Consider the following 25,734-nt stretch of genomic DNA (forward strand, 5'->3'; position numbering starts at 1 on the left):
GTCTGTGTCTAAAGTAGAAATCCTCCGCGAAATGGAGTACGCGGTGACCCATATCCGGGAACGGGTTCTGGATGAAAAAGCCCGTGGTCACAAAGTCATAGGCTGCCTTCCCATCCTGATTCCCGAGGAACTTGTCCATGCATCAGGTGCCTTTCCCGTGGGTATTTGGGGCGCCGAGCGCCTCCCCATCGTCCGTGCGGCGGAGTATTATCCCCCCTACGCCTGCTCTGTGGTACAGTCCATTACAGAGCTGGCCATTGCCGGCGCGTATGACGGTTTAGACGGAGTACTGATCTCCTGCCTGTGCGATACTCTCAAATGCGTCACGCAGAGTTTCCCCCTCACCTGCCCCAGCGTGAAGCCGATCTTTGTCAAGCACCCGCAAAACCACCGGTTGGAGGGGGCTGTAACGTACTTTATCCGTGAACTGGAGGGTGTACGTGCTCAACTGGAAACACTCACGGGAAGACAGATCACCGAGGAGGCTCTGTGTCAAAGTATTGAAATCTACAATGAAAACCGAAAAGAAATGATTGCGTTTGCGCGTCTGTTGGCGGAGAAGCCCGGATTGCTCACCTGCCGGGAACGGCACACCGTGATCAAGGCCCGCTACTTTATGCGGAAGGAGGAGCACACCCGTCTGATGCGGGAGCTCAACGGGATGCTCCGCGCCAGCACCGCCCCAAGCTTTGAGGGTATCAAAGTCTATGTCTCCGGCGTCATGCTGGAACCGTCCCATATCCTGGATGTAATGGACGAATTGGGATACACCATCGTAGGGGATGAACTCGCCCATGAGAGCCGTCAGTTCAATCACCTGGTACCCGAAGCCCTTTCGCAGTTGGAGCGTCTGGCGCGCCAGGTTCAGACCTATGAAGGTGAGGCATTTCTCTATGACCCCCGAAAAACCAGGGGTGAACGGGTGGCCCGTGCGGCCAAAGAAGCCGGCGCCGACGCCGTGCTGTTCGCACTGATGAAATTCTGCGATACCGACGAGTATGATCTCCCTTGGGTGCGGTGCGCCGCCCAAGAGGCGGATCTTCCCTTTCTCCACCTGGAGCTGGAACAGACGATGCAATCGGCCGAGCCTCTGCGCACAAGGCTACAGGCTTTTGCCGAACAGCTTACGCACACTTGCTAGACGGGCGGGGAGGCGGCTGCATGGAAGCGCACTATATAGGAATCGATATTGGCTCTACCGCTACCAAACTGGCAGCACTCTCCGGAGAGCGGGCCCTGCTGGGAACCACAGTGGTCCCCTTTGGGACCGGCACCCAGGCCGACCAATTGGCGCTGGAGACCTTTTATCGGAATTCCAGGCTGTCCCCATCTGACTGTGTGCGAACCATCGCCACAGGATATGGCCGGCTTATTTTTCGCGGAGCCGACGCACAGGTCAGTGAAATCTCCTGCCATGCCAAGGGGCTCCACCACTTTCTCCCGCAGGCGCGCACGATTATTGATGTGGGAGGACAGGATCTGAAGGCCATACAGATCAATGACCGGGGCAGCGTGCAACAGTTCGTGATGAATGATAAATGCGCCGCCGGGACCGGGCGTTTCCTGGAGGTCATGAGCCGTGTCATGGGCCTGGAGGTAGCAGAATTGGGCGAGTATGACGCCCGTGCCACTGGGGTGGAGACTATCAGCAATACCTGCACGGTATTTGCCGAGTCCGAGGTGATTTCTAAGCTCTCGGCCGGCGTGGACATTGCCAACCTAGTGGCGGGCATTCATGATTCCGTAGCCCGCAAAATCACGGGGTTGACCCTCCGAATGGGTATTCTTCCAGAGGTGGCACTCACCGGGGGCGGCGCCCTGAATACCGGCTTGGTCCGGGCATTGGAGCGCAATCTGAAGTGCGGGCTCCTGCTCCCGTCTCTCCCCCAGTTCACCGGTGCCGTAGGTGCAGCCCTGTTTGCCTTGGAAGGACGGTTATAACACAGAATGGCCCATTTTTTAGAGAAATGGCGCTGTAGATGGTTCATTATCACTCTTAAATTCCATTATTTAATAAAAATGTAATAAAAATCTTTCAGAAAGAAGGGATCTCATGGAATTTATACGCAATGAACTTCAGGAGACCATACGTTCTTCCGCCGTAGACTTCGCCCAAAACTATCTCAAGCCGCGGGTAGAGGAGATCGAGACTGCAGAGCAGTTTCCAGAGGACCTGTTCCACATCATGGCGGATATGGGGTTTCTCTCCCTGAGCTATCCCGAAAGCTATGGCGGTCTGGGCGCCGGATATCTTACCTTGTCCATGGTCCTCGAGGAAATTGCCCGCGTGTCTCCCAGCGCCGCGACGCTGCTTACCGTGTGTCTGCTACCCCTGGACGCCATCCACCTTTTCGGCACCGAGGCGCAGAAGCAGAAATATCTGGTCCCCGGTATCCAAGGCGCTTACCGTGGCTCCCTGGCCTTTACAGAGCCGGGTACCGGCTCCGACCCCAAGCAGCTCACCACAGTTGCCAAAGGGGGGAACGGAAAATATCTCATCAGCGGGACCAAGCGTTTTATCTCCAACGCCGCCTACAAGGGGCCTATCGTCGTCGTGGCCCGTGACGAGGGCGCCGACACCTGTACGGCCTATATCGTCGAAAAATTCTGCAAGGGGTATTCCCTCTCCAAGCCCTGGGACAAAATTGGACTTCATGGAAGCCATGTCTATGATGTCTTCTTGGACGATGTAGAAGTCACTAAAGCAGACATTCTGGGGGGATATGGCAAGGGCTTTGACCTGCTGATCGGCACCACTACTTACGGTAAGCTGGCCTTCTCCGCCGTGTTTACCGGCATTATGGACGGCGCCTATGACCTGGCGGTGAAATATGCCAAGGAAAAGCTCCACCGAGGCTCCCCCATCTCCAAATTTCCCTCCATGCAGGACAAGGCTGCCCGGGTGGCAGCCAACACCCTCAGCTCCAGGCTGATGCTCTATAAGGCGGCGGAGGATGCCGACACCATCACCAACGATATCCGCCGGGTGCAGGCCAGCGCCGCGCTGGTCAAGGGCTACATTGCCGATCTGGCGGTGGAGACCTGTACGATGGCCCTCAACATGCACGCCTCCTATGGTGTCACGGCAGAGTATCAGGTGGAGCGCTTTCTGCGCGACGCCGTCATTGCGCCCAATATTGAGGGTTCTGCTGACATTCAGCGCCTGATCGCCGGCAGTTACATCCTGAAAAGTGCCGAGCATTTTCTATAAACAGGGGGAATCAGAAATGGCTTTCCACGTGCATACCGAGGAGCAGCGTGAGCTCATCGATCTGGTCCGAAAGTTTGGCGAGAGTGAGATTCGTCCCCATGCGGCCGATTGGGATAAAAGGGGGGAATGCCCCCTGAACGTGATTCGGGCCGGCCTGGAGATGGGACTGCAGTGTCTGGACCAGCCGGAGGAATACGGCGGCGCAGGTCTGGGCACCAAGACGGCCTGTATGGTCTTTGAAGAGCTTGCCAAATCGGATGCCGGCGTCACCTGTGCCTTCAGTGTGACCGGCACGGCGGCGGTCCCCGTTATGAAGTACGGTACTGAGGAACAAAAACAGCTTTGCGCAGATATCCTCTTCCGTAAGGGGGGACTGGGCTCCTTCTGCCTCACCGAGCCCGGCTCCGGTTCGGACTCCGGTGCCAGCCGCATGACCGCTGTCCGACAGGGCGACAGCTATGTGCTCAACGGCACCAAATGCTTTATCACCAACGGCGGATACGCCGAACTATACTTCGTTATCGCCTCTACTGACAGAAGCAAGGGCAACAAAGGGCTCAGCGGTTTCCTTGTCACACGTGACACTCCCGGCCTCACCGTGGGCAAGGAAGAAGACAAGTGTGGCTTCCGAACCTCCAACACGGTAGAGCTGGTGTTTGAGGATGTGGTCGTTCCCGCCTCCTGTCGAGTAGGTCGGGAGGGGGACGGCTTCAAGCAGGCCATGGCGGCCCTTGATCACGGGCGGCCGTATATCGGCGCGGTGGCCCTTGGCGTCGGTCAGCGGGCGCTGGAGGAGGCCATTGCCTACTCCAAAGTCCGCAGCCAGTTTGGGCAGCCCATCTGCAACAACCAGGCCATCCGCTTTATGCTGGCGGACATGGAGATGCGGCTGGAATCGGCCCGCTGTCTGGTTTATCACGCCGCGGAGCTCATCGATCAGCATCTTCCCGTCACCATGAATGGCTCTATTGCCAAATGCTGCGCCACCGACGCCGCCATGCAGGTGGCCTTGGATGCGGTTCAGATTCTGGGCGGCTATGGCTACATGCGGGAGTACCCGGTGGAAAAGCTGATGCGTGATGCCAAAATTTTTCAAATCGTGGAGGGGACCAACCAGATCCAGCGCGTGGTGATCTCGGGTCAGCTTCTCAAATGAGCATGGGGGGACCGGCGCAAGTGAACACACATCAAGACACATACCGCCGCAAGCTTTCTTCCAGGGCGCGCATCGCCTCCCGCATCCGCTCCGGCTGGTCCTGCTGCTCCGATATCGCCTCCTCCGTCCCATATGGTTTATATTGGGATCTGGCGGAGCGGGTCCGCCGGGGACAAATAGAGGATCTGCGGGTCTATACCATCATGGATATGTCCCCCCTGCCCTTTTATCAGGAGGATATGGGGGCGCAACTGAAGGGATTCTCCTGGTTCTCCGGCGCCGGCGCTCGGGGCGCCGTCAATGCTGGATTCGGTGAATACCTCCCCTGCTACTACCGGGATGTCCCCGCATTGCTCACCCAATATACACGGGTGGATGCCTTCTTTGCTGTCGTCTCTCCCATGGATGAACAGGGATATTTCAGTTTTGGGCCTGTGGGCTCCTGTACCGAGTCCCTTCTGAAAAAGAGCGACCGCGTGTTTTTGCAGGTCAACCACAACGTCCCCCGCGCGCTGCGTGGTCCACTGGTCCACATCTCCCAAGTCGACGGATTGTGGGAGGAGGCCGCCCCGCTTCCTACCCTCCCTCCCGTTTCACACAATGCGCTCAGCGCCACCATCGGCGGTCTGGTAGCGGAAGAGATCCCCAACGGAGCCACCATTCAGCTTGGGGTGGGCGCGATCCCGGAGGCGATCACCGAGGTACTGCGGAGCAAGCATGACCTTGGGCTGCATACGGAACTGCTGACCGATGGTATGGTGGATCTGATCCGGTGCGGCGCCGTCACCAACGAAAAAAAGCCCCTCCACACCGGGCTGACTGTCGCTACCTTTGGTCTGGGGCAGAAGGTATACTCCTACATCCATGAGAACCCCGCTGTGGAGCTCTTGCCGGTCAGCTATGTGAATGATCCCGCCATAATCGCCCGGCATCCTGATTTTGTCTCGGTCAATGCCGCTCTGGAAGTAGACTTTTGGGGTCAGGTCTGTGCCGAATCCATGGGCCCCGCCCATGTATCCGGCACCGGCGGGCAATCCGACTTCGTTCGCGGCGCCATCTCCTCCAAGGGCGGAAAAAGCTTTATCGTATTCCCCTCCACCGCCCGGAATGGGACGGTGAGCCGCATCGTCTCTCAGTTATCGCCCGGCGCCGTGGTGAGCACCAGTAAAAATGATGTGGACTATATCGCCACGGAATATGGCATTGCCAAACTCCGAGGCCAAAGCCTCAGCCAACGCACCCGGGCCCTGATCGGCATTGCCCATCCCAATTTCCGGGATCAGCTCACCTTTGAAGCGAAGAAAAGAAACATTTTAGTTTGAGGAAGGAGCGCTGCGCCCATGGCCTATGATACCATCCTGTACGAGGTGCGGGAGCGCATCTGTACCATCACCCTGAACCGTCCCGAACACATGAATTCCTACAATAGCCAAATGTGTCAGGAAATCAACCTCGCCCTGGATGCCGCCGACAGTGATGACGACGTGCGCGTGGTGATCTTCACAGGCGCGGAGGGTGGGAAAAGGCCCGCCTATTGCGCCGGTTTTGATCTCACCGTTGACAGGCCCTTCGATTTTTCGGAAGCAGGTTTCCACAACACCAGGGACACCGGCGGCACCAACGCCCTGCGCATTTACGCCATGCGCAAACCCGTCCTTGCCGCCATAAACGGCTCCGCCGTGGGGATCGGGATCACCATGACCCTCCCCATGGACATGCGCATTCTCTCCGAGGACGCCAAGCTCGGCTTTGTATTTGCGCGCCGCGGCTATGTCAACGAGGCCTGCTCCAGTTGGTTCCTGCCCCGCATTGTGGGCCTCTCCAAGGCCGTAGAGTGGGTTACCACGGGGCGCATCATCGGCGCGGAAGAGGCTCTGCACAGCGGCTTGGTCAGCGAGGTGGTCCCCCACAGCCGCGTCTATGCCCGGGCGCTGGAGGTTGCCCGGGACATTCGGGACAACACCGCCCCTGTTTCCGTGGCTCTCTGCCGCCAGATGATGTATCAGATGGCGGGCGCCCGGCACCCGATGACCGCTCACAAGATCGAGTCCTCCTGCTTCTACTATATCGGAACTGCTCCGGACGCTCTGGAAGGCGCGGCCTCTTTTATGGAGAAGAGACCGCCGGAATTCAAGATGAGCCCCGTAACAGATATGCCCCCCGCATACCCCTGGTTCCCTGAGGTCCCTTTCCCCAAGAACATTCAGGACTGTTAGCCGGACCTCGCCAAATCCACCGGAAAGGAGCTGTTGCCGCCGGTCAGACTGCAAGTTCGGGTTCCCCCGCACAACAAGAAATTTGAAGAACGGGAGGAGAATGGTTTATGTCATTGGACAGTAAAATTGTAACCCCGGTAACCTCGTTGGAAGGCTGGTTAGTCGTCGCTTTTGTGGCAATCGCATTCTTTGTAATCGCTCTGTTTGCCTACAAGACCCAGAAGAAGGCGGACAGCACCGCCTCTTACTTTGCAGCGGGGCGCGGTGTGCCCTGGCAGGTCGCCTGCCTCTCATTGGTAGCCTCCTGGACCTGGGCCACCACCACCATGGCCGCCGGTGAGGGCGCCTATACCCACGGCTTTGCCGCTTCCTGGTATTATCCCATTGGCGGCGGCATCGGTATCCTGATCGCCATCCCTATCCTCAACCGGGTCAGAAAAGTTATGCCCTATGGCCTCACCTTCCCCGAATTCATCCGCCGTAGAATTGGTCCGGGGGCGGGTCTCATCAACGCGGTCGGGTCCGTCGTTTTCCAAGCCTTTACCATTTGGCTTCAGATCGTGGGGGCGGGCATCGTCTGCCGCTCTCTTCTGGGCCTGCCTTTCCGCAGCAGCGCCATCATCATCGGTGTGGTCACCATCGCGTTTTCTGTGGCCAATGGCCTGTGGGGCGTGCTACTGACGGACTCCTTCCAAATTTCCGTCATTGTAGTAGGTATGTCGTTCATCTGCCTGTTTGGCTTGCAGCATATCGGCGGAGCTGAAACATTCTATAACTTGCTCTTAGCCAAAGAAGCAACCACAATGCCGCTGGTCTTAGACCCTATTAATGTGCCTGCCGCTATCGCCTACGGCATTCCTTTCACATTGGGCTATATCGGCTACGGCGTCATCGAGCAGAATGTGTGGGGTCGCGTCTGGTCCGTGCGCACGGAAAAGGATTTCCTGAAGGCCTGCGTGGGCACCTCTCTCGCCTGGATCCCCATTCCTCTGATGTCCGCCATCATCGGTTTGCTGGGTCTTGCCATGAATGTTCAGGGCGAGGTGGGCACCGACGTGATCCCTCTGACTATTATGACTCTCTTGGGCAAAGGCGGTGCCGTAGTTGGCGCAATTGTCATTCTCTTTGCGCTGACCTCCACCATGTCCAGTTGTATCTGCTCCATCGGTACCCACGTCGTCGTCGACCTTTATGAACCCTATATCCTCAAGGGTAAAAAGGCCGATGAGAAGATGAATGTCAAGATCGGACGCTGGACTATGGCCATTATGGGTATTGTCATGGTCATTTCTACTGCACGCGAGATGTCTCTTATGTACATCAACATGTTTATCAACTGCGTGCTCCCGCCGCTGTTTATCCCCTTTATCTATGCGGCTTTCTGGAAAAAGGTCAATAAAAAGGGACTCACCCTCACCATGTTTATCGCCATGGTGGGCAATGTGATCCTGTCTGCTATGGTACTGGCCGGAACAGGCGTAGGCGCCAACACCCCCTATATTTATTCCTACGTGGTTTCCTTTATCCTTCCAATCATCATTACAGCTGTCAAGCCGGACGACCCCTTCGACTATGCGCTGCTGGGCGAGAAGTTCCATGTGTAACCCTTAGGTAAGCACTTACCTGACAATAATAAGGAGGTATTGTGATGCGTCTGCCATTAATCATCTTCCAAATTTGGATGTGGGGCGTACCCATTTGGGGGCTTTGCGCCTTGGCATACTTGTTATTTACCGTTCTCCGTGACGCTTCAAAGTTCAAGAAAGAACAAGCTGCCGATTCCGCAAAAAAAGAATAGCCATACACCGGCCCGTGCGGCTCGGCTTTTCTGCGAGCTGCACGGACCGGCCAGGACGAGTCAGGGCCCTCGCATGCGGGTGCTCTGACTTCGTCCTGCTTAGACGCTCCCTCGGCGGAGCAATCTATAAGGAGTGACTGTCATGCAGAAAGAACTGTCGGTTACAGTCTCATCGGAAGATCTCAGCGTCATGGGGGAAAAGCTTCTTCTCCCGACAGGCCAGGTGGCAGAGGAGGACATCCGTGCAAAGGTGGAGAGCTGGTATCAGCAAATGCTGCCTTTTATAGATCGTATGTCGGATCATAAATTTGACGATGTCGCTCCGGCGATTGTCATCTCCGTGAGGTGAAGTCCATGAAACATCAGGAACTGCTCCATCTCTCATTGGTACAGGCGCGGGACGAGATCGAACATCTCACCGTTACGCCTTCGGAGCTGTTGGACGCCTATCTGGAGCGCCTGCACGAAAAGGAGCCGGCCTACAACGCCTATGTCACCGTCCACGAGGAGGCTGCGCGCCAAGCGGCCGAGGGGCTCACGGCGCTGCAGGCCGCCGGCCTTCCGCTGGGGCCCCTGCATGGAATTCCCATCGCGCTCAAAGACAACATCGATTTGAAAGGCTTCCGCTCCACCGCCTCCAGTAAGATCCGCAGCAACCACGTCGCCTCCCGTGACGCTACCGTGGCGGCTCGGCTCAAATCTGCCGGCGCGGTCATCATCGGCCATACCAACATGCATGAATTTGCCTGGGGTGGGACCACAGACAGTCCCCATTTCGGTGCCTCCCACAACCCCTGGGATCTGGAGCGATACTGTGCCGGTTCCAGCGGGGGTTCCGGTGCGGCGGTGGCCGGCGGCACCGCTCTGGGCGCCCTAGGTACGGATACCGGCGGCTCCGTCCGTCTTCCCGCAGCGGTCAACGGCATCGTGGGAATGCGCCCTACCATAGGACGTGTCCCAAACACTGGAATCATTCCCTGCGGCTGGACGATGGACACCTGCGGCCCCATGACCCGCTCGGTCCGGGACAATGCTGTGATGTTGGGTGTCATCGCCGGCCACGATTTCAAAGACCCCGGCTGCTCGGAAAAGTGCACCTGCGACTATACCGCCGATCTGGAGCTGGGCGTCAAGCATCTGCGGATCGGCATGATTCCCCAGCTTATGCATAGGGTGAGCCAGCCGGACGTGGATGCGGGAGTGGAGGAGGCCGCCAACGTGTTCCGCTCTCTGGGTGCCGAGATCGTAGCGTGCCGATTCGACTACCTGGACGACGCTATGACTGCCTGGCTCATTCTGAACTCGGCGGAGGGAAGCGCCTACCACCAGCGAGACATCCGGGCACGGCCCGAGGACTACGGCGGCGATGTCCGCACCCTGCTGGCTGCCGGAGAATTTCTGCCCGCCACCTTCTACCTTCAGGCCATGCGTTTGCGCCAATGCATCATAGAGGAGTTTCGCGCCAAATTCCGCGAAGTGGACGCCTTTTTGTTCCCCACCATCCCCTGCACCGCGCTCAAACTCAGCGAGCTCTACGGCGCTAGCAAAAGTATCCGTGATATGGACGCTTTCTTTACCTGTATCGCCAGTCTGACGGGTTTGCCCGCACTGAACATCCCCTGCGGATTGGATCATGAGGGCCTGCCGATTGGGATGCAGCTTCTGGGCCGTCCTTTCGACGAGGCAACGCTTTACCGCATCGGCGCCGCTTTTGAAACGGCGTTTAACCTCCATGAGCAGTTGCCCGCGTTCCACTGAACGGAACTGATAGCGCTCTTCTCTCCCACAGAGAAAAAGGAGCACCGCAGAAAGGAGCGTTTTTGTGGATCGAGTTTTCTTTTCTGTCACAGAGATGGAACAGATCGCGGCGCGAATCGGCTTGCCGCTGGACGACGCCACCCGTGAGGCCACCCGTGCCACGGTAGAGGGATGGCTCAACGACGCCAACGATCTAAGGGAAGAGATGGAGAAACCGGAGTACAATGGTGTTTTTCCAGCTTCCATCGTATCCATGGAAGAGGGGAGGTGAACAGAAGCCATGACACATCAGGAACTGCTCCGACTCTCCTTGGTACAGGCACAGGCCCTGATCGCTGGAAAAGAGGTCACGCCCTTGGAACTGGTGGATGCTTATTTGTCGCGCATTGAAGAGACGGAAGCGAAATTTCGTTCGTTTGCTGAAGTCTATGCCGATGCTGCGCGGTCTTCCGCCCGCGCATTGACAGAGATGCAGGCTGCCGGGCGTTTTCTCGGCCCCCTCCATGGGATCCCGGTCTCTCTGAAGGATAACATCAACGTGAAAGGACTGCGCACCACCGCCTGTAGTCAGGTATATCGGGACAATTATCCCACCGAGGACGCCGTGGTGGTGCGGCGGCTGAAGGCCGCCGGAGCGGTCATCATCGGGAAAACCGTCATGCATGAATTTGCCCAGGGCGCTACCACTGACTCCCCTATGTTCGGCGCGGCCCACAACCCCTGGGACCCTGCGCGGTTCTGCTGCGGCTCCAGCGGCGGTTCTGCGGCCTCAGTGGCCAACGCAACCTCCCTGGCCTCCCTTGGTACAGACACCGGAGGCTCCATCCGCCTGCCTTCCGGCGTATGCGGCCTGGTAGGGATGCGCCCCACCATCGGCCGGGTGAGCCTCAACGGTATCGTTCCTCTGGCCTGGAGCTTGGACGCCTGCGGCCCCATCACCCGCAGCATCCGTGACAATGCCCTTATGCTGGGAGTCCTGGCGGGTGAGGAGCCCGGTGATCCGTCAACCGCCAAGCGCCCCGGCGACGATTTCTCCCGGACCATTGACCGCGGTGTGAAGGGCCTTCGTATCGGCATTCTGCCAGAGGTGTTGTTCCAGAAAGATCAGCCCGCTGTTGTTGCCGCAGTACAACGTGCGCTGGAGACCTTCCGCAGCCTGGGAGCCGAAATCGTGAAATGCCGCGTGAACCGCCTGGAGCTGATGCCCAAAGCATGGTCCGCCGTCTGCTATGTGGAGGCCACCTCTTTCCATCAGAAAAATCTGCGGACATGCCCATTGGATTACGGAGATGACGTACGGGTTCTCTTTCAGGCCGGAGAGTTCATCTCCGGAACCACCTATGTTCACGCACAGCGGTACCGCCGGTGGCTGCGGGAACAGTTCCGCACCCTGTTCCGTGAACAGGTGGACCTGCTTCTCTTTCCCACGCTGCCTTTTACCGCAGTGCCCATTGGAGATTATGAACTCATCATCCACGGGGTAAAAGAAAATGTTTTGCCCCTGTCCGGCACCTATGTCTGCTATGCCCCCACCACCGGCCTTCCCGCGCTGACCCTTCCCTGTGGCCTGGATGAGCGTGGCCTCCCTGTTGGCCTCCAGCTTTTGGGAGACGCCTTCCGCGAGGATGTCTGTTACCAGGCGGGCGCCGCCTTTGAGTCCGTTTTCCACCTCTATGACCGGCTGCCCGGCATCCGGCCGGAATCATTCTGCTAGGCTCCCAAAAGCTTCTCATTTCGAAGGTCTGGTTCAAAAACAAGAAAGCCTTGAAATCCTAGTGGTTCTAGGATTTCAAGGCTTTCTTGCCGCTCTGCGCCGTCAAACAGGATGCAGGGGCTCAGACCCGTGCCAAACCGGCCTTCTGGCCGGCGGCGCGTTTGCGCCGTATATTCGAGCGCAGCGAGAATTGTGCAGGGCGAATTCATTTCGCCCGAGCATTTTAATCTCTTACGGTATCCATAAAAATACCCACACCATTTTGGTGTGGGTATTTTTATGCCCCAATGCGATAAATAGGCTATTTTGGCAGACCGTTTTCCCCATCAAATCACACCCCAGCACAGCGGTTGTGATTTGGAAGGAGTCACAAAATGAGTGCGCTCTGACTTTTGAAAAAAGTCGGAGCAAACGATATGACGTTTGCTCCGACGTGGTACGCCCGAAGGGACTCGAACCCCCAGCCTTCAGAACCGGAATCTGACGCTCTATCCAATTGCGCTACGGGCGCGCGTAATGCCTCTCTCAATGCGCTAGATTATTATAGCAACCTTTTCCGGGTTTGTAAAGAGCCTTTTTTGCAAAAACCATGTGAGGGGCGGCATTCCGCGCCCTCACATGGTTTTTATTTCAGTTTAATATGGAATGGTCGCCCACGTATTGACCCCTGAGAGGTCGGTAAAAAGAATATGATCCGGCGGCAGGAATGTAAAGATCGCAATTGCTCCGGCCATCGTCACGGTGAGCAGAAGAATGATGTCCCTTACCCCCGTCCGCTCGCCCACATGGCAGAACACGCCGGGCAGAAGAAATCCTGCGGCCATCAGCAGCACATAGAGTCCCAGATCTACCGCCAACCGCTCCCCACCCAGAACGATGTGATAGAAGTACCCCGCGCACAGCATGACGACGCACAGCAGCAGGGCGGAGAGCATCCACGGCGCACGGCAGCCCCGCTCTCCTCCCCTGGTGAGCAGCAGCGCGGCCGCCAGATAAGGCCAAAAGAAGATTTTCAGGTGTTCCCACAGACTCTCGTTGACCGGCGCCAGCAGCGCAGTGACCGGATTCGGCAGCAGCACATACAAAAAATGCAGGCACGCGCCCGCCAGGGTGGTTACGACAAAGGCCGTCAACAGCTTTTTTGGCAGCTTCCGCATGGGTGATCCCTCCCTCAGAACTTGTCAATAGAGCATATGTACCGCCCTGTCCGGAGTATGCCGCATTTCCTTTTTTTATTTATTTAACAGAAATCGCCGCCTCGACCGGCGCATAAGCCCGCCGCCTGCCCGATTTCCAACTCTCACCATACCAAAGGTGTGTTTCATTGCCAGCCGCGCCGCCGCTTTTTTCTTCAGAAAGCGGCCATATTAAATCACAGCGGGGGCAAAATTGCTTCACGCTGTTTTCATTTTTTAAAAGGGGTGGTATTATGAGAGATGAGGAACAGACTCAGCCCTGGACCCTTTCGGTCCTCCTGGCCCTGCGCCTCCTGGCGCTGGGCACAGCGGCGGCCCTCTTCCTTCTGAGCTTCGGCTCCAGGGCCCGGGCGGAAGAGGCCGTGCCTGTGCTGGCACAGGGGAATGCACAGCGGCAGTTGATCCCCATGGGTCGCGCCGTGGGGATCAAGCTGTTTTCCGATGGGGTGATGGTCGTGGGTCTGGCCGAGGTGCCAAGCTCCGACGGCGCTTCTACCCCGGCCAAAGACTGCGGACTCCGCCAGGGCGACATCATTACGCATATCAACGATACCCAGGTGGACACCATTGAGCAGGTCCGGGATGTGCTTCAGGATCTGGAGGGAGACAAAATGAGCATCCGCGCTATGCGTGGAGAGAAACAGGTCCAGTTCACCGCCCAGGCCGTGGCCTGTTCTGACGGCAGTTACCGGCTCGGCGCCTGGATCCGGGACTCCATGGCCGGCATTGGAACCATGAGCTTCTACGACCCGGATACCGGGCTTTTCGGCGCGCTGGGCCATGGCATCAATGATGTAGACACCGCTCTTCTCATGCCGCTGGAGTCCGGTTCGATCATGTATGCCTCCGTCTCCGACGTAAAAAAGGGAGAGGCCGGTCAACCTGGTGAACTCCACGGCGCCTTCCAGGTCTCGCAGGATATGGGCGACCTGCTCGCCAATACGCCGGGCGGGATCTTCGGCACATTGACCGATCAGAGCCTTGTGGACGGTCTCGAACCCATGCCGGTGGCCACCCGAAAAGAGATAAAGGTGGGTTCCGCCACTATTTTATCCAATATCGCGGGGAATACCGTGGAGGAGTATACGGTTGAAATTACCAAGGTCTTTCCGTCCGGCAGTCACGATACCCGCGACCTGATGATTAAGGTTACGGACCCCCGTCTGCTGGAGGCCACCGGAGGCATCGTCCAGGGGATGAGCGGCAGCCCCATTCTGCAAAACGGAAAGCTGATCGGCGCGGTGACCCATGTGCTTGTGAACGACCCCACAAGCGGCTATGGCATACTGGCCGAACACATGCTGGCCGAATCCGGCCTTCAAACCGGGACAAAGGCGTCATAACCCTTCTGCCCGTTCCCACCGCCTTCTGAGCGGTCGGGGGCAGAGAAAAGGAGACTGCCCTGGGATATTCCCAGCGGCAGCCTCCCCTTTACAGATATCTTCCCGCCACAGCCTTTCATCCCTATTGGGTGCGAAAGGCTTCCCACGCCCGGCTGAACGCATCCGCCAGGCCGCTTCCCTCCTGTGTGAGACGGCGCTCCAGCCTCCGGTATTCTTCCAATAAAAATCGTCCCTCTGCCGTGAGTCTGGAATGTCCTCCGCTGCGCCCTCCGGTCTTTCGCTCCAAAAGGGGGACCTTCAAAGTTTCTTCACACCGGCGCAACGCCGTCCATGCCTTTGAGTAGGCCATTCCCATCCCGCACGCCGCCGCGCGGAGGGAACCCTCCCGATCCACCCCCTCCAGCAATTCTGCAATTCCGGGGCCAAAACACTTTTCTCCTCCCCAGAACAGCCGCGGGGAAAGCTTCAAGGTGAATGCCGCTTCCGCCATTCCGGTCTCCCTCCTCCTGTTCTCGCCTGTATTATATCGGCCCCGCCCTCAAAAATCAACTGGTCTCTCCAACGCGAGCCCCTGATCTATCCGTTTGATCCGCTTTCTTTTCGGGGGCACTTTCGTATCTTTTAGACAGCACTGCAAAAATATTTTCCCATAACCTGGAAAAAAAGGGTTGCGTTTGCTGTCTGATTGTGGTAAATTATGGTCATGGCACAACCGAAAGGTTGGCCGCAAATCAGAGAGCAGGGAGTTCTGCTGGAAAGGGAGTCGACATGGAAAGCAAAAAGCGTATTCTGATTGCCGACGCGGACGTGGTTTTTCGCGACGCGCTGATTGAGGCTTTGAGCGAAGAGGGAGATATGGAGGTCGTGGGGACCACCGACGACGGCGAGCGCGCAGTGGAGTTGGTCCGCTCCTGCAAGCCGGATATCCTGGTGATGGATCTGATCCTCTCTCACATGGATGGTCTGGATGTTCTGGCTGCGCTCGATGCCGCCGGACGTCCCAAGGTGATGGTGCTCTCCGCCCTGGCCCGAGGCGGTACCACGGAGCTGGCCCTGGCCCGGGGCGCCAACTATTGCCTGATGAAGCCATGCAAGCTCTCCTCTGCTGTGGAGCGCATCCGCCAAATCACCACTCCCCTCCATGGCGAAGACGAGTTCCCCGACCGCCCCTCCAGCCGTCCCCATCAGAGCCTGGAGGCGTCTGTGACCTCCATCATCCACGAGATCGGCGTTCCCGCACATATCAAAGGCTATCAGTACCTCCGCGAGGCCATCATCATGACAGTGGAGAATATGGACGTCATCAATGCCGTCACCAAGATCCTCTATCCCGAAGTGGCCAAGCGCTTCAATACCACCGCATCCCGGGTGGAGCGCGCCATCCGTCACGCCATCGAGGTGGCTTGGGACCGCGGCGATCTGGAGACCCTGCAAAAATATTTCGGCTATACCGTCTCCAACGCCAAGGGCAAGCCCACGAATTCTGAGTTCATTGCTATGATCGCCGACCGTCTCCAGCTCCAGCGCAAAGAAAAGTAACTCCAATTACAAATTTTCCCGGAGAGCTCCCGGCCCGCGCGGCTTCCAACCGCCTGGGACGGGAGTTCTCTATTGTGCGGGTGTGTTTTCCAATCCTTCAAAAAAGCGCTTGACTTGGAGTGCGCTCCAGGGATTACAATGCCGGTATCCCTCCTGTTCGGGGCCCCCTCCGGCGTGGACGCGCGCGCTATTCAGCGGGTCGCCCCGCCCGCCTCGGGTATGCATCGGGACCGAAGGGATCGGTATCCAGGTCATATTTTTAGAAAGGACGCACGTGTTTATGAGCAAGAAAGTTTTGATCCTGTCAGCAAGTCCCCGCAAGGGCGGTAACTCGGATGTCCTGTGCGACACCTTCCTGCGCGGCGCCACGGAGGCCGGCCATTCGGTGGAAAAGATCTTCCTTCGTGACAAAAACATCCATTACTGCACAGGCTGCGGTGTCTGCAACCGTACACACCGATGCGTGCAGAAGGACGACATGGCGGAAATCCTCGACAAAATGGTGGCTGCCGATGTAATCGTCTTGGCCACACCGGTCTATTTCTACACCATGGACGGCCAGATGAAAACCCTGATCGACCGGACGGTTCCCCGTTATACAGAGATGACGGACAAAGAATTTTATTACATTATGACCGCCGCCGACACGGAGCGCGCCAATTTGGAAAAGACCGTGGAGGGCCTTCGCGGCTTTACACTCGATTGCCTGGACCGGGCGGTCGAGAAGGGTATCCTCTACGGCGTGGGCGCCTGGGAAAAGGGGGACATTCTCCGCACCCCTGCGGTACAGCAGGCGTATGAAATGGGAAAGGCCGTCTGATTCCTCGGGCGCTCTTTTCGATCAGAAGAAGACCCTCCGGCGATCAATCGCCGGAGGGTCTTCTTCTGATCGGTATGGGTACTCTCTCACACCAGAGCCAGGGCCTGTTCGAGGTCTGCCAGGATATCTGCCGGGTCCTCGATGCCCACCGAAAGGCGCACCAGGTCGGCGGAGACGCCCGCGGCCAGCAGCTCCTCGTCGTTCATCTGCCGGTGCGTGGTGGACGCGGGATGCAGAACACAGGTCTTCGCGTCGGCCACATGGGTGGCAATGGATGCCAGCTTCAGCCCCGCCATGAACCGGGAAGCCGCTTCACGTCCTCCCTGCACGCCGAAGGAAACCACGCCGCAGGTGCCGTCCGGCATATATTTCCGTGCAAGGGCGTAGTACGGATTGCCGGGAAGGCCGGGATAGTTGACCCACGCCACCTTGGGGTGGCTCGCCAAAAACTCCGCCGCGGCCTGGGCGTTCGCACAGTGTTTCTCCACCCGCAGGGGCAGGGTCTCCAGGCCCACGTTGACAAAATAGGAGTTCATGGGGGCCGGGGTGGCGCCAAAGTCCCGCATCAGCTGTGCCGTAGCCTTGGTGATGTACGCGCCCCCCAGGCCGAACCACTCGGTATATGTGATGCCGTGATAGCTCTCATCCGGCGTGGTAAGTCCGGGGAACTTGTCGGCATACCGGTTCCAATCGAATTTCCCGGAATCCACGATGGCGCCGCCCACCGCGTTGGCATGGCCGTCCATATATTTGGTGGTGGAGTGGGTCACGATATCCGCGCCCCACTGGAAGGGCCGGCAGTGGATGGGAGTGGGGAAGGTGTTGTCCACAATGAGCGGGACGCCATGGGCGTGGGCGCACCGCGCAAACTTTTCAATATCCAGTACAGTGAGAGCCGGGTTGGCGATGGTCTCGCCAAAGACCGCCTTGGTATTGGGACGGAACGCCGCCTCCAGCTCCTCTTCCGTGCAGTCCGGCCCCACAAAGGTGAAGTCGATCCCCATGCGCTTCATGGTGACGGCGAAGAGATTGAAGGTGCCGCCGTAGATGGCGGAGGAGGCCACCACATGGTCGCCGCAGGAGGCGATATTAAAGATGGCAAAGAAATTTGCCGCCTGACCGGAGGAGGTGAGCATGGCGGCGGTGCCGCCCTCCAGGGCGCAGATCTTCGCCGCCACCTGGTCGTTGGTGGGATTCTGGAGCCGGGTGTAAAAATAACCCTCGGCCTCCAGATCGAAGAGGGCCCCCATGGCCTCCCCGGTGGCATACCGGAAGGTGGTGGACTGGACAATGGGAATGTTGCGGGGCTCTCCACTCCCGGGGACGTAGCCCGCGTGGAGGCAGTTGGTACTGGGCTGATACTCGGACATGGGACATCATCCTTTCAGGCATATGGGGCAAAATATATGAAAATATCCTACTCGGGTCCCCGGGCGTTGTCAATCAAAATCTGACTTAATCCACCACTAGGTCCTTGTTTGCCTCCAGCGGCGAGGAGGTGGGGATCTCACCATACCGCTCCGGCGCCTCCCCCTCCACCAGGATCTGGACCGCCCCCACATCCGGGAGCTGGCAGAGGGTATTCACAATGGCGTACAGGAGCTGCTGGGCCTGGGCCGCAGACTCCGGCTCCCGGTCCAAGAAGGGGGCGTCAAAATCCACATAGCAGTTTCCGTTCTCCACCCAGGCGGAGAGAATATGGGCCTCTTCCGGAAAGAGGAAGAAAAGCCCTTGGGTCTCGGGCCCCGACAGCAGTGCGTTCAGCACCGCGGTGACGGGGGTGTCCTGCTCGGTGAGCAGCACATTTCGCTCCTCTGCGGCGAGTCCTCCGCTCCTCCGCGGGAAAAACAGCTTCACTGTCAGATAGAGCGGCTGGTCCTCGCCGCCTGAGAGGACCACATCGCTGCTCCGCAGGAGCTGACGGTCTCGATAGGGGATGGGCGAGCCCTCCACATCGATGGAGACCGCTTCCACCCCGGGCACCTGGCAGAGCGTGAGAACGATGCAGTAATCAGCCAGCGTCAGCTCCACCCCGGAGAGTCCGCCGTACTTTTCCGAGAGGTTGACCCGGCACACGCCCTCCTCCACAGTGGGCTGGGACAGAAGGTACACGCCCTCCGGGAACGGGGAAGCCAGATCGTCTGAGACCGGGCCGGAGAGCAGGCATTCCATCAGTCCGCCGGGGATGTCGGCCCCCTCCGGCAGCCTTCGGATCTCGCTGGCCACGGCCGTCCCCCCCGCCTCTCCGGGGTCGCCTTCTCCCCCGAAGGGGACGGCAAAGTAGACCTGATACCCGCCATTGCCGCTCTGGCCCGCCTCCCCTCCCTGCTTGCAGGCCGGCAGAAGCAGCAGGAGCGCGCAGTACAGGGCCAGCAGCCGTCTGCTCATCTCTCCTCGCCTCCCTTCGGCTCATAGCGGGGAAAGGCCACCTCAAAGCGGGTGCCTTCCGGCTCACGGCGGCAGACGGTGACGGCTCCGCCGTGCTGTCTGGCCGTATCCCGCACAATGGAGAGCCCCAGCCCTGTGCCGCCCGCAGCGCGGGAGCGGGCCTTGTCCACCCGGTAGAAGCGGTCGAATATCTTGGGCAGATCGGCCTCGGGGATTCCGACGCCCGTGTCCTCTACCGTGAGGAGCACCAGATCCCCCATTCCCCGGAGGGACACCATCACCCGACCGCCGGGCACATTGTATTTGACTGCGTTTTCCATCAAGTTGAAGGCGATCTGATAGAGGTCGTCCTCGGTGGCGAGCACCACACAATCCCCCGCCAGCTCGGTCTCCACCGTGATCCGGCTCTCCTCCGCCAGTGGGGTGAGCATATGTCTCACCTTTTCCAACACATCCCTCACGTTGACCGGCAGGCGCTCAAGCGGTGCGGCGCTGTCCATGCGGGTGAGCGTGAGGAGTTTTTCCGAAATGCGGGTGAGCCGTCCCGCCTCCTCGCCGATGTCGGAGACGAAATCCTTTACGGTCGGCATGTCCATCTCCTCCGTCTGGAGGATGGAATCGGTGAGCAGCCGGATCGAGGCCAGCGGTGTCTTGAGCTCGTGAGAGGCATCGGAAACAAAGCGGCGGCGGACCTCCTCAGTGGTCTGGAGTCGGTCCGTGAGCTGGTTGAACTCCCCGGCCAACTGGCTGAGCTCATCACCGCCGCGAATACTCACCCGGTGGCTGTACTCGCCCTCCCGTACGATCCGGATGGCCCGCAGCAGGTCGCCGATCCGTCGGGTGAGGGCCTTGGAAAAGACAATGCTCATAATGAGCACCACCACACAGATGACGATGGAAATGGTACGCAGGTTGCTCTGGATATCGGTGAGCAGCCGCGCCTGGTCGGCGTCGTTTTCATAGACATAGACCGCGCCGATGGTGACGCCCCGGTACATGACGGGCGTGGCGGCCCTGCTGCGAAAGGCCCCGTCCCGATATTCCGAAGCCGCCACGTCGTACCCTTTCAGCGCCGCCGTCACCTCGCTGAGCAGGGCATAGCGATTCTGCGTGGCCCGGTATTCATCGCTGTCATAGAGCAGCCGTGCGGAAGGGTCCGTGACCAGAATACGGATGCGTCCGGCGTTGTCCAGAGAGCCCATGAGGGAGCCGTCGATATATTCCCGCACCGTGTCGGCGGTCAGGGTGGCCGACAGCGCCAGTGAGTTTGCGATGACCGTGGCCTGAGACTGGAGCAGGCTCGCCTTGGAATGGAACACCAGATCCTGAGAGACCAGCACCGGATAGGTATTCAGCAGCGCCAGCACCGCTGCGATGATGACGATATAGCTTAGGGCAAATTTCAATTGTATGGACCGCCGGAATGGGATTTTTTCCGTCTTCCGGGTCTTTTCCGCTTCCTCCACCTCTCGCCACCTCCCTCTTCTCCGCCGTGGTCCGGCCTTTTTCAGGTGCTTTTCAGATAGTACCCCACGCCCCATTTGGTCAGGATATACTCCGGATTGGCGGGGTCCAGCTCCAGCTTCTCCCGCAGCCGGCGAATGTGTACATCCACGGTGCGGTACTCGCCCGCGTACTCGTAGCCCCACACGATGTTCAGCAGGTTCTCCCGGCTGTAGACCCGGCCGGGGTTGCGCATCAGCAGCTCCATGAGGTCGAACTCCTTGGCGGTGAGTTCCACCGACACCCCGTCCCGCCAGGCCGAGCGCTCATCCGTATCCAAAACGATGTGGCCCTGCTGCACACGGGAGGCCTTGTCCTTCTGCCCGGAAGCGCCCGCCCTGCGGAGCATGGCCCGGATGCGGGCCTTGAGCTCCAGAATATTGAAGGGTTTGGTGATGTAGTCGTCCGCTCCGCACTCGAACCCGATGATCTTGTCGGTATCCTCGCTCCGGGCCGTCAGCATGATGACGGGCACGTTAGAGAACTCCCGGATGCGCATACAGGCCTGGAGTCCATCGATCTTGGGCATCATCAGGTCTAGAATGACGAGATCGAAGCCGCCGTTCCGGGCCAGCTCCACCGCCTGTTCGCCGTCATAGCCCACCTCGACCTCATAGCCCTCGTTTTCCAGATTGAATTTGATGCCCTTTACCAGCACCTTTTCGTCGTCAACCACTAAGATTTTCGCCATTGCACACCCTCCACTGCCAGCATCCTGTTTATTCTACGGTGATATACTCGATAAGTCCCGCCAGCGTACCCTCTCCGATCCCTTTTACCCTTGTGAGGTCCTCCGGAATCCGGAAGGGGCCGTTTGCCGCCCGGTCCGCCACGATATCCGCCGCCCGTTTCTCCCCGATCCCGGGAAGAGTCTCCAGCTCGGCCGCGGTGGCGGTATTGATATTGACCGTGCCCTCCGGTGCGGCGGGCGGCGCCTCTGACGGAGCGGCGATCTCAGCGGCAGCCGGATACTGCGTGTCCACCCGGTAGGGGTCCGCGGCGCTGCGCGCACCCAGGAAATATCCGGTCGTCATCAGCAGAAAGGCGGCGGTAAGGCCCAGAAGCGCCTTTTCCAAAGTTGAAATTTTTATGTCGCCACCTCCTCCACCCGGTTGCACGGTGTGCGTTCGTCTGGTATAATATTTCCGCGCGCCGCCCATCCGCAGGCGCATGGATCGTTGCTATTATACCACAGTTTATAGGAGTTTCCTAATGAAAAAATATCGTCTTTTCCGCTCTCTTCTGGCCCTGGCCCTCGCCGCCGGACTCACCCTCCCCACCGCTCTCGCCGCGCAGAGCGCCCCTCCCGAGGCCACGCCAGCGGTGGTCACGCCAAAGGCGCCGGTGGAGAGCCAACTGCTCAGTGATATGCACATTGAGGCTGCGGCCGCCATCCTGGTGGACGCCGACACGGGCACCGTGCTCTTCGATCAGAATGCCCATGAGCAGCGCTATCCTGCCAGCATCACCAAGGTCATGACTGCCATGCTGGCCATCGAGGCCGTGGATCGCGGTGAGCTGTCCCTGAACGACGTGATCACCGTGGGCTCCGAGGTTAACCGCGAGGTGGGCGACGGCAGTTCCACCCAAAATATCAAGGAGGGGGAACAGATCCGGCTGGAGGACGTCCTCTACTGCGCCCTCACCGCCTCCGCCAATGAGGCCTGCAATGTTCTGGCCCAAGCGGTCTCCGGCAGTGTGGACGACTTTGTGGCCCTGATGAATCAGCGGGCAGGCGAGCTGGGCATGGAGGACACCCACTTTGCCAACACCCATGGCTATCACAACGAAGAGCACTACACCACGGCCTACGACATCGCCCTTATGTGTCGGGAGGCGATGCAGCACGAAACCTTCCGTACCATCGTCACCGCCAAGAGCTACATAGTGCCCGCCACCAACCTCCATGAGGCCAGAGAACTCCACGATACCAACGCCCTGGTCTCCACCTGGAGGATCACCGGCTACTATTATGAATATGCCACCGGCATCAAAACAGGCTCCACGCCGGAGGCCGGCCAGTGCCTGGCCGCCTCCGCCTCCAAGGACGGCCGGAACCTCATCTCGGTCGTTTTGGGTGCGGAAAACATTGCGCAGTCCGACGGCACCACTCTGCGGCAGTCCTTCTCCGAGAGCAAGCGGCTCCTCCAATGGGGATTCAGCAGCTTCTCCACCAAAACGCTTTTGGACAGCACCTATTTTGGAGGCACCATTCCCGTCACGCTCTCCCGGGACGCCAACTATGTCGGGGCCCAGGCATCGGGGGAAATCGAGGCGATCCTCCCCAACGATCTGGACCCGGCGGATTTCCAGGTGACGCCCGAGTTCAACGCCGAGAGCCTGGAGGCCCCCGTGGACAAGGGTCAGATCGTGGGCAAGGTCACGGTCTCCAACGGAGATACGGTATACGGCTCTCTGGACTTGGTGGCCGTGGACAGCGTGGCGCGTTCGGAGCTTCTCTACCGTCTGGACCAGGTCAAGCGTTTTTTTGACCAGCTCTGGGTAAAAATCCTGCTGGTCGTGGTACTGGTGCTGGCGGCTGTGCTGCTGCTGCGCTGGCTGCTCTTCGGACGCCGCCGCAGATACGGCTCCCGCCGCCGGGGCGGCTATAGCGGCGGCCGCTACAGCGGCCGCCGCAGGCGATGACACCGGTTCAAGAATTGGGGACGCGTCAGCCGCGCCCCCAATTTTTATTTTTATCTTGACCTTGCCGTTACGGCAGGGGCTATACTCCCCTTGTCAGGAGGCATGTGTTCCATGGAATATACCGTCAAGCAGCTCGCAGCCCTCTCGGGCGTCACGCCCAGGACCCTGCGCTGGTACGACTTGGAGGGGCTGCTCAAGCCCCTTCGGCGCACAGACGCAGGCTATCGGCTCTATGGTCCGCAGGAGGTGGACCGGCTCCAGCAGATCCTCTTTTACCGAGAGCTGGGGCTGGAGCTCTCTGCCATCCGCAGACTGCTGGATGATCCGGCCTTTGACCGTGAGGCGGCGCTGCAGAGCCACCTCGCCGCCCTGGAGGCCCGCCGCACCCGGCTGGATGCCCTTATCCTGACCGTAAAAAAGACTTTGAAAGGGGCAAGTATGATGTCAGATCTGGAAAAATTCGAATGTTTTAAACAAAAAGTAATCAGAGAAAATGAGGAGACCTACGGCGCCGAGGTGCGTGCCCGCTATGGAAATGAAGTCATGGACCGCGCCAATGCCCGGACCGCGCAGCTTACACAGGAGCAGTATTGGGCTATGGCCACGCTGGAGGGGGAGATCCGGACCGGACTGGAGGCCGCGGTCCGGTCCGGGGCCGATCCGGCCGGGGACGTGGGGCTGGACCTGGCCCTGCGGCACAAAGCCTGGCTTTCCCACTCCTGGGAGGAGCGCTGGTACAGCCCTGAAGCACACCGGATGCTGGCCGCCATGTATACCGAGGACGAGCGGTTCACCGCCTATTATGACCGTGCGCTCCCCGGCTGCGCGGCCTTCCTGCGGGCCGCCATTGAGGCCCACATTCAATAAAAAAGACCGGCGGCGCATCTGTTCCCAGATGCGCCGCCGGTTGATTCAAAGAGCCTGTTTCAGGGCCCGGGCCAGTTGGTCGGGGCACGAGGTCGCCTTGCGACCGCAGCGGATGCCCTCCAGCCGCTCAATCACATCCTCCACCTGCATTCCGACCACCAGCTTAGAGATGCCCTGGAGATTGCCGTCACAGCCTCCCTCCACCTGGAGAGAGCGGATCACACCGTCCTCCACCTCGGCGGTCATTTTGGAGGAACAGGTCCCCTTCGTCTTATAGGTAATCGTCATTGCGGCGTGCTCCCGTCTCCTTAGATTTTGGCGGTATTATTATACCTCCGCTGGGGCCCGCTGTCAAATCCCTTCGGCGGCCCAGCGCTCCACATGGTCCAGGAACCGGGCCGTGGCCGGCGAGGCGGACCGGCGGCTGCGCACTGCCAGGCCGATATCCCGAAATTGCGGCGGGTCCAGCGGCTTTACCGCCACGCCGTACGGAGTGCGCTGCAGCACCAGCTCCGTGAGTACGCTCACCCCCAGCCCGTTCTCCACCATAGCAATGGCCGCATAGTCGTCGTTTACCCGATACTGGAGGTTGGGTTTTACCTGATATCGCTCAAAAATCTGCACGATCTCGCGGTCCCGGTCATCCTCCAATTTAATGAAAGAGTCCTCAGCAAAGCGGCTGATGGGATAGCTCTCCTCTCCGGCCAATGGGTGATCCAGCGGCAGCACCGCCATATGCCGGTCTCGGCGGAGAAACACCGTGTCCAGCGTGAGGGCGCTGGGCAGAGCGATAAAGCCACAGTCCACATGGCCTCCCGCCACCCACTCCTCAATCTCCCGATACTCAATATGGGTCATGACCTCGAATCGGATCCCCGGATATCGCTCCAGAAAGGTTTTCATGAGCCGGGGCAGCCAGTGGACCGAAATACTGTTGAATGTCCCCACCCGAATGGTGCCCCGGGTGAGTCCGTGGAGTTGGTCCACCTCCTCCAGGAGCTCCCGGTCCGCATTGCACACTGCCCTTAGATGGGGCAGCAGCGCCTCCCCGGCAGAGCTCAGGACCACGCCCATCCTGCCTCTGGTCAACAGCGTCACTCCCCACTCCTGCTCCAGATCGGCGATGATCCGGCTTACTGCGCTCTGGGTGTAGCCCAGCTCCTCCGCCGCCCGGGTGATATTTCCCATCTCCACAGTCCGCAGCAGTGCCCGATATTTTCCGATGTCCATGCCCCGCCTCCTATCATTCTATTTCAGAATGCGATCAATGAGAAAGAGTCGTTTGTGTAATGCTTAATGCCATTGTATAATAATCACAAGAGGAAGACAAGAGGCAAATGCCGTACAGACCGGAAAGGAGCGTCAAGTCATGAAATGGAACAAAAGCGCGATGAACTGTGTACAGCCCCAGGTCCAGGTGGGCCATGAGCGGCTTTGGAAGAAGGACTGGTGCTCCCTGGGCGCCAGGTCCGCTTACTGGTCCGGAAGCCCCTGGCGGGCCGTGGGCATGATGTTCCGTCCTTGATCACACTTCAGCAAACCAAATCCCACCCTCTTTTTCAAAGGGAAGGGGCCCCCG

At 59.1% G+C, this 25,734-nt stretch carries 27 protein-coding genes and 1 tRNA gene; 18 read left to right on the top strand and 10 right to left on the bottom strand.

Features of this window, described 5'->3' with window-relative positions:
• Positions 1-4 precede the first annotated feature (4 nt).
• From ABUA09_RS04940 to ABUA09_RS04995, 12 genes are all read left to right on the top strand, one after another.
• Positions 5-1,141 carry a 2-hydroxyacyl-CoA dehydratase subunit D gene (locus ABUA09_RS04940; RefSeq protein ID WP_075705554.1) on the top strand — a complete coding sequence of 379 codons (1,137 nt, stop codon included), beginning with the start codon at positions 5-7 and terminating at the stop codon, positions 1,139-1,141.
• Between the two features lie 20 nt (positions 1,142-1,161).
• Positions 1,162-1,941 carry an acyl-CoA dehydratase activase gene (locus tag ABUA09_RS04945; RefSeq protein WP_075704434.1) on the top strand — a complete coding sequence of 260 codons (780 nt, stop codon included), beginning with the start codon at positions 1,162-1,164 and terminating at the stop codon, positions 1,939-1,941.
• A gap of 112 nt (positions 1,942-2,053) precedes the next feature.
• Positions 2,054-3,211 carry an acyl-CoA dehydrogenase family protein gene (locus tag ABUA09_RS04950; RefSeq protein WP_075704435.1) on the top strand — a complete coding sequence of 386 codons (1,158 nt, stop codon included), beginning with the start codon at positions 2,054-2,056 and terminating at the stop codon, positions 3,209-3,211.
• A gap of 16 nt (positions 3,212-3,227) precedes the next feature.
• Positions 3,228-4,367 (top strand): acyl-CoA dehydrogenase family protein, encoded by a 1,140-nt coding sequence (locus ABUA09_RS04955; RefSeq protein ID WP_058118259.1) that lies wholly within the window; start codon positions 3,228-3,230, stop codon positions 4,365-4,367.
• Positions 4,368-4,387: 20 nt separating this feature from the next.
• The gene (locus ABUA09_RS04960) at positions 4,388-5,689 is read left to right on the top strand and encodes an acetyl-CoA hydrolase/transferase family protein (protein ID WP_272040106.1); all 1,302 of its coding nucleotides are present in this window, start codon (positions 4,388-4,390) and stop codon (positions 5,687-5,689) included.
• Positions 5,690-5,707: 18 nt separating this feature from the next.
• On the top strand, positions 5,708-6,583 hold the full coding sequence (locus ABUA09_RS04965) for an enoyl-CoA hydratase-related protein (protein ID WP_075704437.1): 876 nt from the start codon (positions 5,708-5,710) through the stop codon (positions 6,581-6,583).
• Positions 6,584-6,690: 107 nt separating this feature from the next.
• Positions 6,691-8,187, top strand: coding sequence for a sodium:solute symporter family protein (locus ABUA09_RS04970; protein ID WP_349949189.1), 1,497 nt, complete (start codon positions 6,691-6,693; stop codon positions 8,185-8,187).
• Positions 8,188-8,231: 44 nt separating this feature from the next.
• The gene (locus ABUA09_RS04975; protein WP_156113742.1) at positions 8,232-8,381 is read left to right on the top strand and encodes a hypothetical protein; all 150 of its coding nucleotides are present in this window, start codon (positions 8,232-8,234) and stop codon (positions 8,379-8,381) included.
• Between the two features lie 142 nt (positions 8,382-8,523).
• Positions 8,524-8,730: a hypothetical protein gene (locus ABUA09_RS04980; protein WP_075704439.1), complete on the top strand. Its 207-nt coding sequence runs from the start codon at positions 8,524-8,526 to the stop codon at positions 8,728-8,730.
• A 5-nt stretch (positions 8,731-8,735) separates the two neighbouring features.
• A complete protein-coding gene (locus tag ABUA09_RS04985; RefSeq protein WP_195608412.1) occupies positions 8,736-10,139 on the top strand; it encodes an amidase in 1,404 nt (467 codons plus the stop codon).
• 64 nt (positions 10,140-10,203) lie between these two features.
• Positions 10,204-10,410 (top strand): hypothetical protein, encoded by a 207-nt coding sequence (locus tag ABUA09_RS04990; protein ID WP_058118263.1) that lies wholly within the window; start codon positions 10,204-10,206, stop codon positions 10,408-10,410.
• A 9-nt stretch (positions 10,411-10,419) separates the two neighbouring features.
• A complete protein-coding gene (locus ABUA09_RS04995) occupies positions 10,420-11,853 on the top strand; it encodes an amidase (RefSeq protein WP_195608413.1) in 1,434 nt (477 codons plus the stop codon).
• A gap of 434 nt (positions 11,854-12,287) precedes the next feature.
• Here ABUA09_RS04995 and ABUA09_RS05000 read toward each other — a convergent pair.
• A tRNA-Arg gene (locus ABUA09_RS05000) sits at positions 12,288-12,364 on the bottom strand.
• Positions 12,365-12,488: 124 nt separating this feature from the next.
• Positions 12,489-13,010, bottom strand: a complete 522-nt coding sequence (locus ABUA09_RS05005; protein WP_195608414.1) for a DUF6512 family protein — start codon at positions 13,008-13,010, stop codon at positions 12,489-12,491.
• Between the two features lie 272 nt (positions 13,011-13,282).
• Here ABUA09_RS05005 and spoIVB point away from each other — a divergent pair, with 272 nt between their 5' ends.
• Positions 13,283-14,392 carry a SpoIVB peptidase gene (gene spoIVB, locus ABUA09_RS05010; RefSeq protein WP_033117378.1) on the top strand — a complete coding sequence of 370 codons (1,110 nt, stop codon included), beginning with the start codon at positions 13,283-13,285 and terminating at the stop codon, positions 14,390-14,392.
• 121 nt (positions 14,393-14,513) lie between these two features.
• Here the strand turns inward: spoIVB and ABUA09_RS05015 are convergent, their stop codons facing one another.
• A complete protein-coding gene (locus ABUA09_RS05015; RefSeq protein WP_052082608.1) occupies positions 14,514-14,882 on the bottom strand; it encodes a winged helix-turn-helix domain-containing protein in 369 nt (122 codons plus the stop codon).
• Between the two features lie 278 nt (positions 14,883-15,160).
• Between ABUA09_RS05015 and spo0A the strand changes: the two genes are divergently transcribed.
• Positions 15,161-15,931: a sporulation transcription factor Spo0A gene (gene spo0A / locus ABUA09_RS05020; RefSeq protein ID WP_033117377.1), complete on the top strand. Its 771-nt coding sequence runs from the start codon at positions 15,161-15,163 to the stop codon at positions 15,929-15,931.
• Between the two features lie 280 nt (positions 15,932-16,211).
• Positions 16,212-16,751, top strand: coding sequence for a flavodoxin family protein (locus ABUA09_RS05025; RefSeq protein WP_058118267.1), 540 nt, complete (start codon positions 16,212-16,214; stop codon positions 16,749-16,751).
• A gap of 86 nt (positions 16,752-16,837) precedes the next feature.
• On the opposite strand, the gene ABUA09_RS05030 is transcribed toward ABUA09_RS05025, so the two are convergent.
• The 5 genes from ABUA09_RS05030 to ABUA09_RS05050 all read right to left on the bottom strand — a co-directional run bounded on the left by ABUA09_RS05030 (position 16,838) and on the right by ABUA09_RS05050 (position 21,718).
• Positions 16,838-18,121: an O-acetylhomoserine aminocarboxypropyltransferase/cysteine synthase family protein gene (locus ABUA09_RS05030; protein WP_279204946.1), complete on the bottom strand. Its 1,284-nt coding sequence runs from the start codon at positions 18,119-18,121 to the stop codon at positions 16,838-16,840.
• An 85-nt stretch (positions 18,122-18,206) separates the two neighbouring features.
• A complete protein-coding gene (locus ABUA09_RS05035; protein ID WP_052082607.1) occupies positions 18,207-19,139 on the bottom strand; it encodes a GerMN domain-containing protein in 933 nt (310 codons plus the stop codon).
• Positions 19,136-20,605, bottom strand: a complete 1,470-nt coding sequence (locus ABUA09_RS05040; RefSeq protein ID WP_349949191.1) for a sensor histidine kinase — start codon at positions 20,603-20,605, stop codon at positions 19,136-19,138. The genes ABUA09_RS05035 and ABUA09_RS05040 overlap by 4 nt, the downstream gene beginning before the upstream one ends.
• Before the next feature lie 41 nt (positions 20,606-20,646).
• On the bottom strand, positions 20,647-21,333 hold the full coding sequence (locus ABUA09_RS05045) for a response regulator transcription factor (protein WP_216522316.1): 687 nt from the start codon (positions 21,331-21,333) through the stop codon (positions 20,647-20,649).
• Positions 21,334-21,361: 28 nt separating this feature from the next.
• Positions 21,362-21,718: a ComEA family DNA-binding protein gene (locus ABUA09_RS05050; protein WP_197055531.1), complete on the bottom strand. Its 357-nt coding sequence runs from the start codon at positions 21,716-21,718 to the stop codon at positions 21,362-21,364.
• Positions 21,719-21,854: 136 nt separating this feature from the next.
• Here ABUA09_RS05050 and ABUA09_RS05055 point away from each other — a divergent pair, with 136 nt between their 5' ends.
• Together ABUA09_RS05055 and ABUA09_RS05060 are read left to right on the top strand one after the other, a co-directional pair.
• Entirely contained in the window at positions 21,855-23,288 is a 1,434-nt protein-coding gene (locus ABUA09_RS05055) for a D-alanyl-D-alanine carboxypeptidase family protein (RefSeq protein ID WP_227152379.1), read from the top strand.
• Positions 23,289-23,399: 111 nt separating this feature from the next.
• On the top strand, positions 23,400-24,155 hold the full coding sequence (locus ABUA09_RS05060; protein ID WP_075704447.1) for a MerR family transcriptional regulator: 756 nt from the start codon (positions 23,400-23,402) through the stop codon (positions 24,153-24,155).
• A 45-nt stretch (positions 24,156-24,200) separates the two neighbouring features.
• Here ABUA09_RS05060 and ABUA09_RS05065 read toward each other — a convergent pair whose 3' ends face one another.
• Both ABUA09_RS05065 and ABUA09_RS05070 read right to left on the bottom strand, forming a co-directional pair.
• Positions 24,201-24,443, bottom strand: a complete 243-nt coding sequence (locus ABUA09_RS05065) for a TIGR03905 family TSCPD domain-containing protein (RefSeq protein ID WP_033117370.1) — start codon at positions 24,441-24,443, stop codon at positions 24,201-24,203.
• A gap of 63 nt (positions 24,444-24,506) precedes the next feature.
• Positions 24,507-25,385 (bottom strand): LysR family transcriptional regulator, encoded by an 879-nt coding sequence (locus ABUA09_RS05070; protein WP_033117369.1) that lies wholly within the window; start codon positions 25,383-25,385, stop codon positions 24,507-24,509.
• A 139-nt stretch (positions 25,386-25,524) separates the two neighbouring features.
• On the opposite strand from ABUA09_RS05070, the gene ABUA09_RS05075 reads away from it, so the two are divergent.
• Complete coding sequence (locus ABUA09_RS05075) at positions 25,525-25,680, top strand: hypothetical protein (RefSeq protein ID WP_208319453.1); 156 nt, start codon at positions 25,525-25,527, stop codon at positions 25,678-25,680.
• Positions 25,681-25,734: the final 54 nt, after the last annotated feature.

Origin of the sequence: Intestinimonas sp. RTP31139st1_F5_RTP31139_211217 (assembly GCF_040226735.1) — a bacterium.
Taxonomy (GTDB): Bacteria; Bacillota; Clostridia; order Oscillospirales; family Oscillospiraceae; genus Intestinimonas; species Intestinimonas butyriciproducens.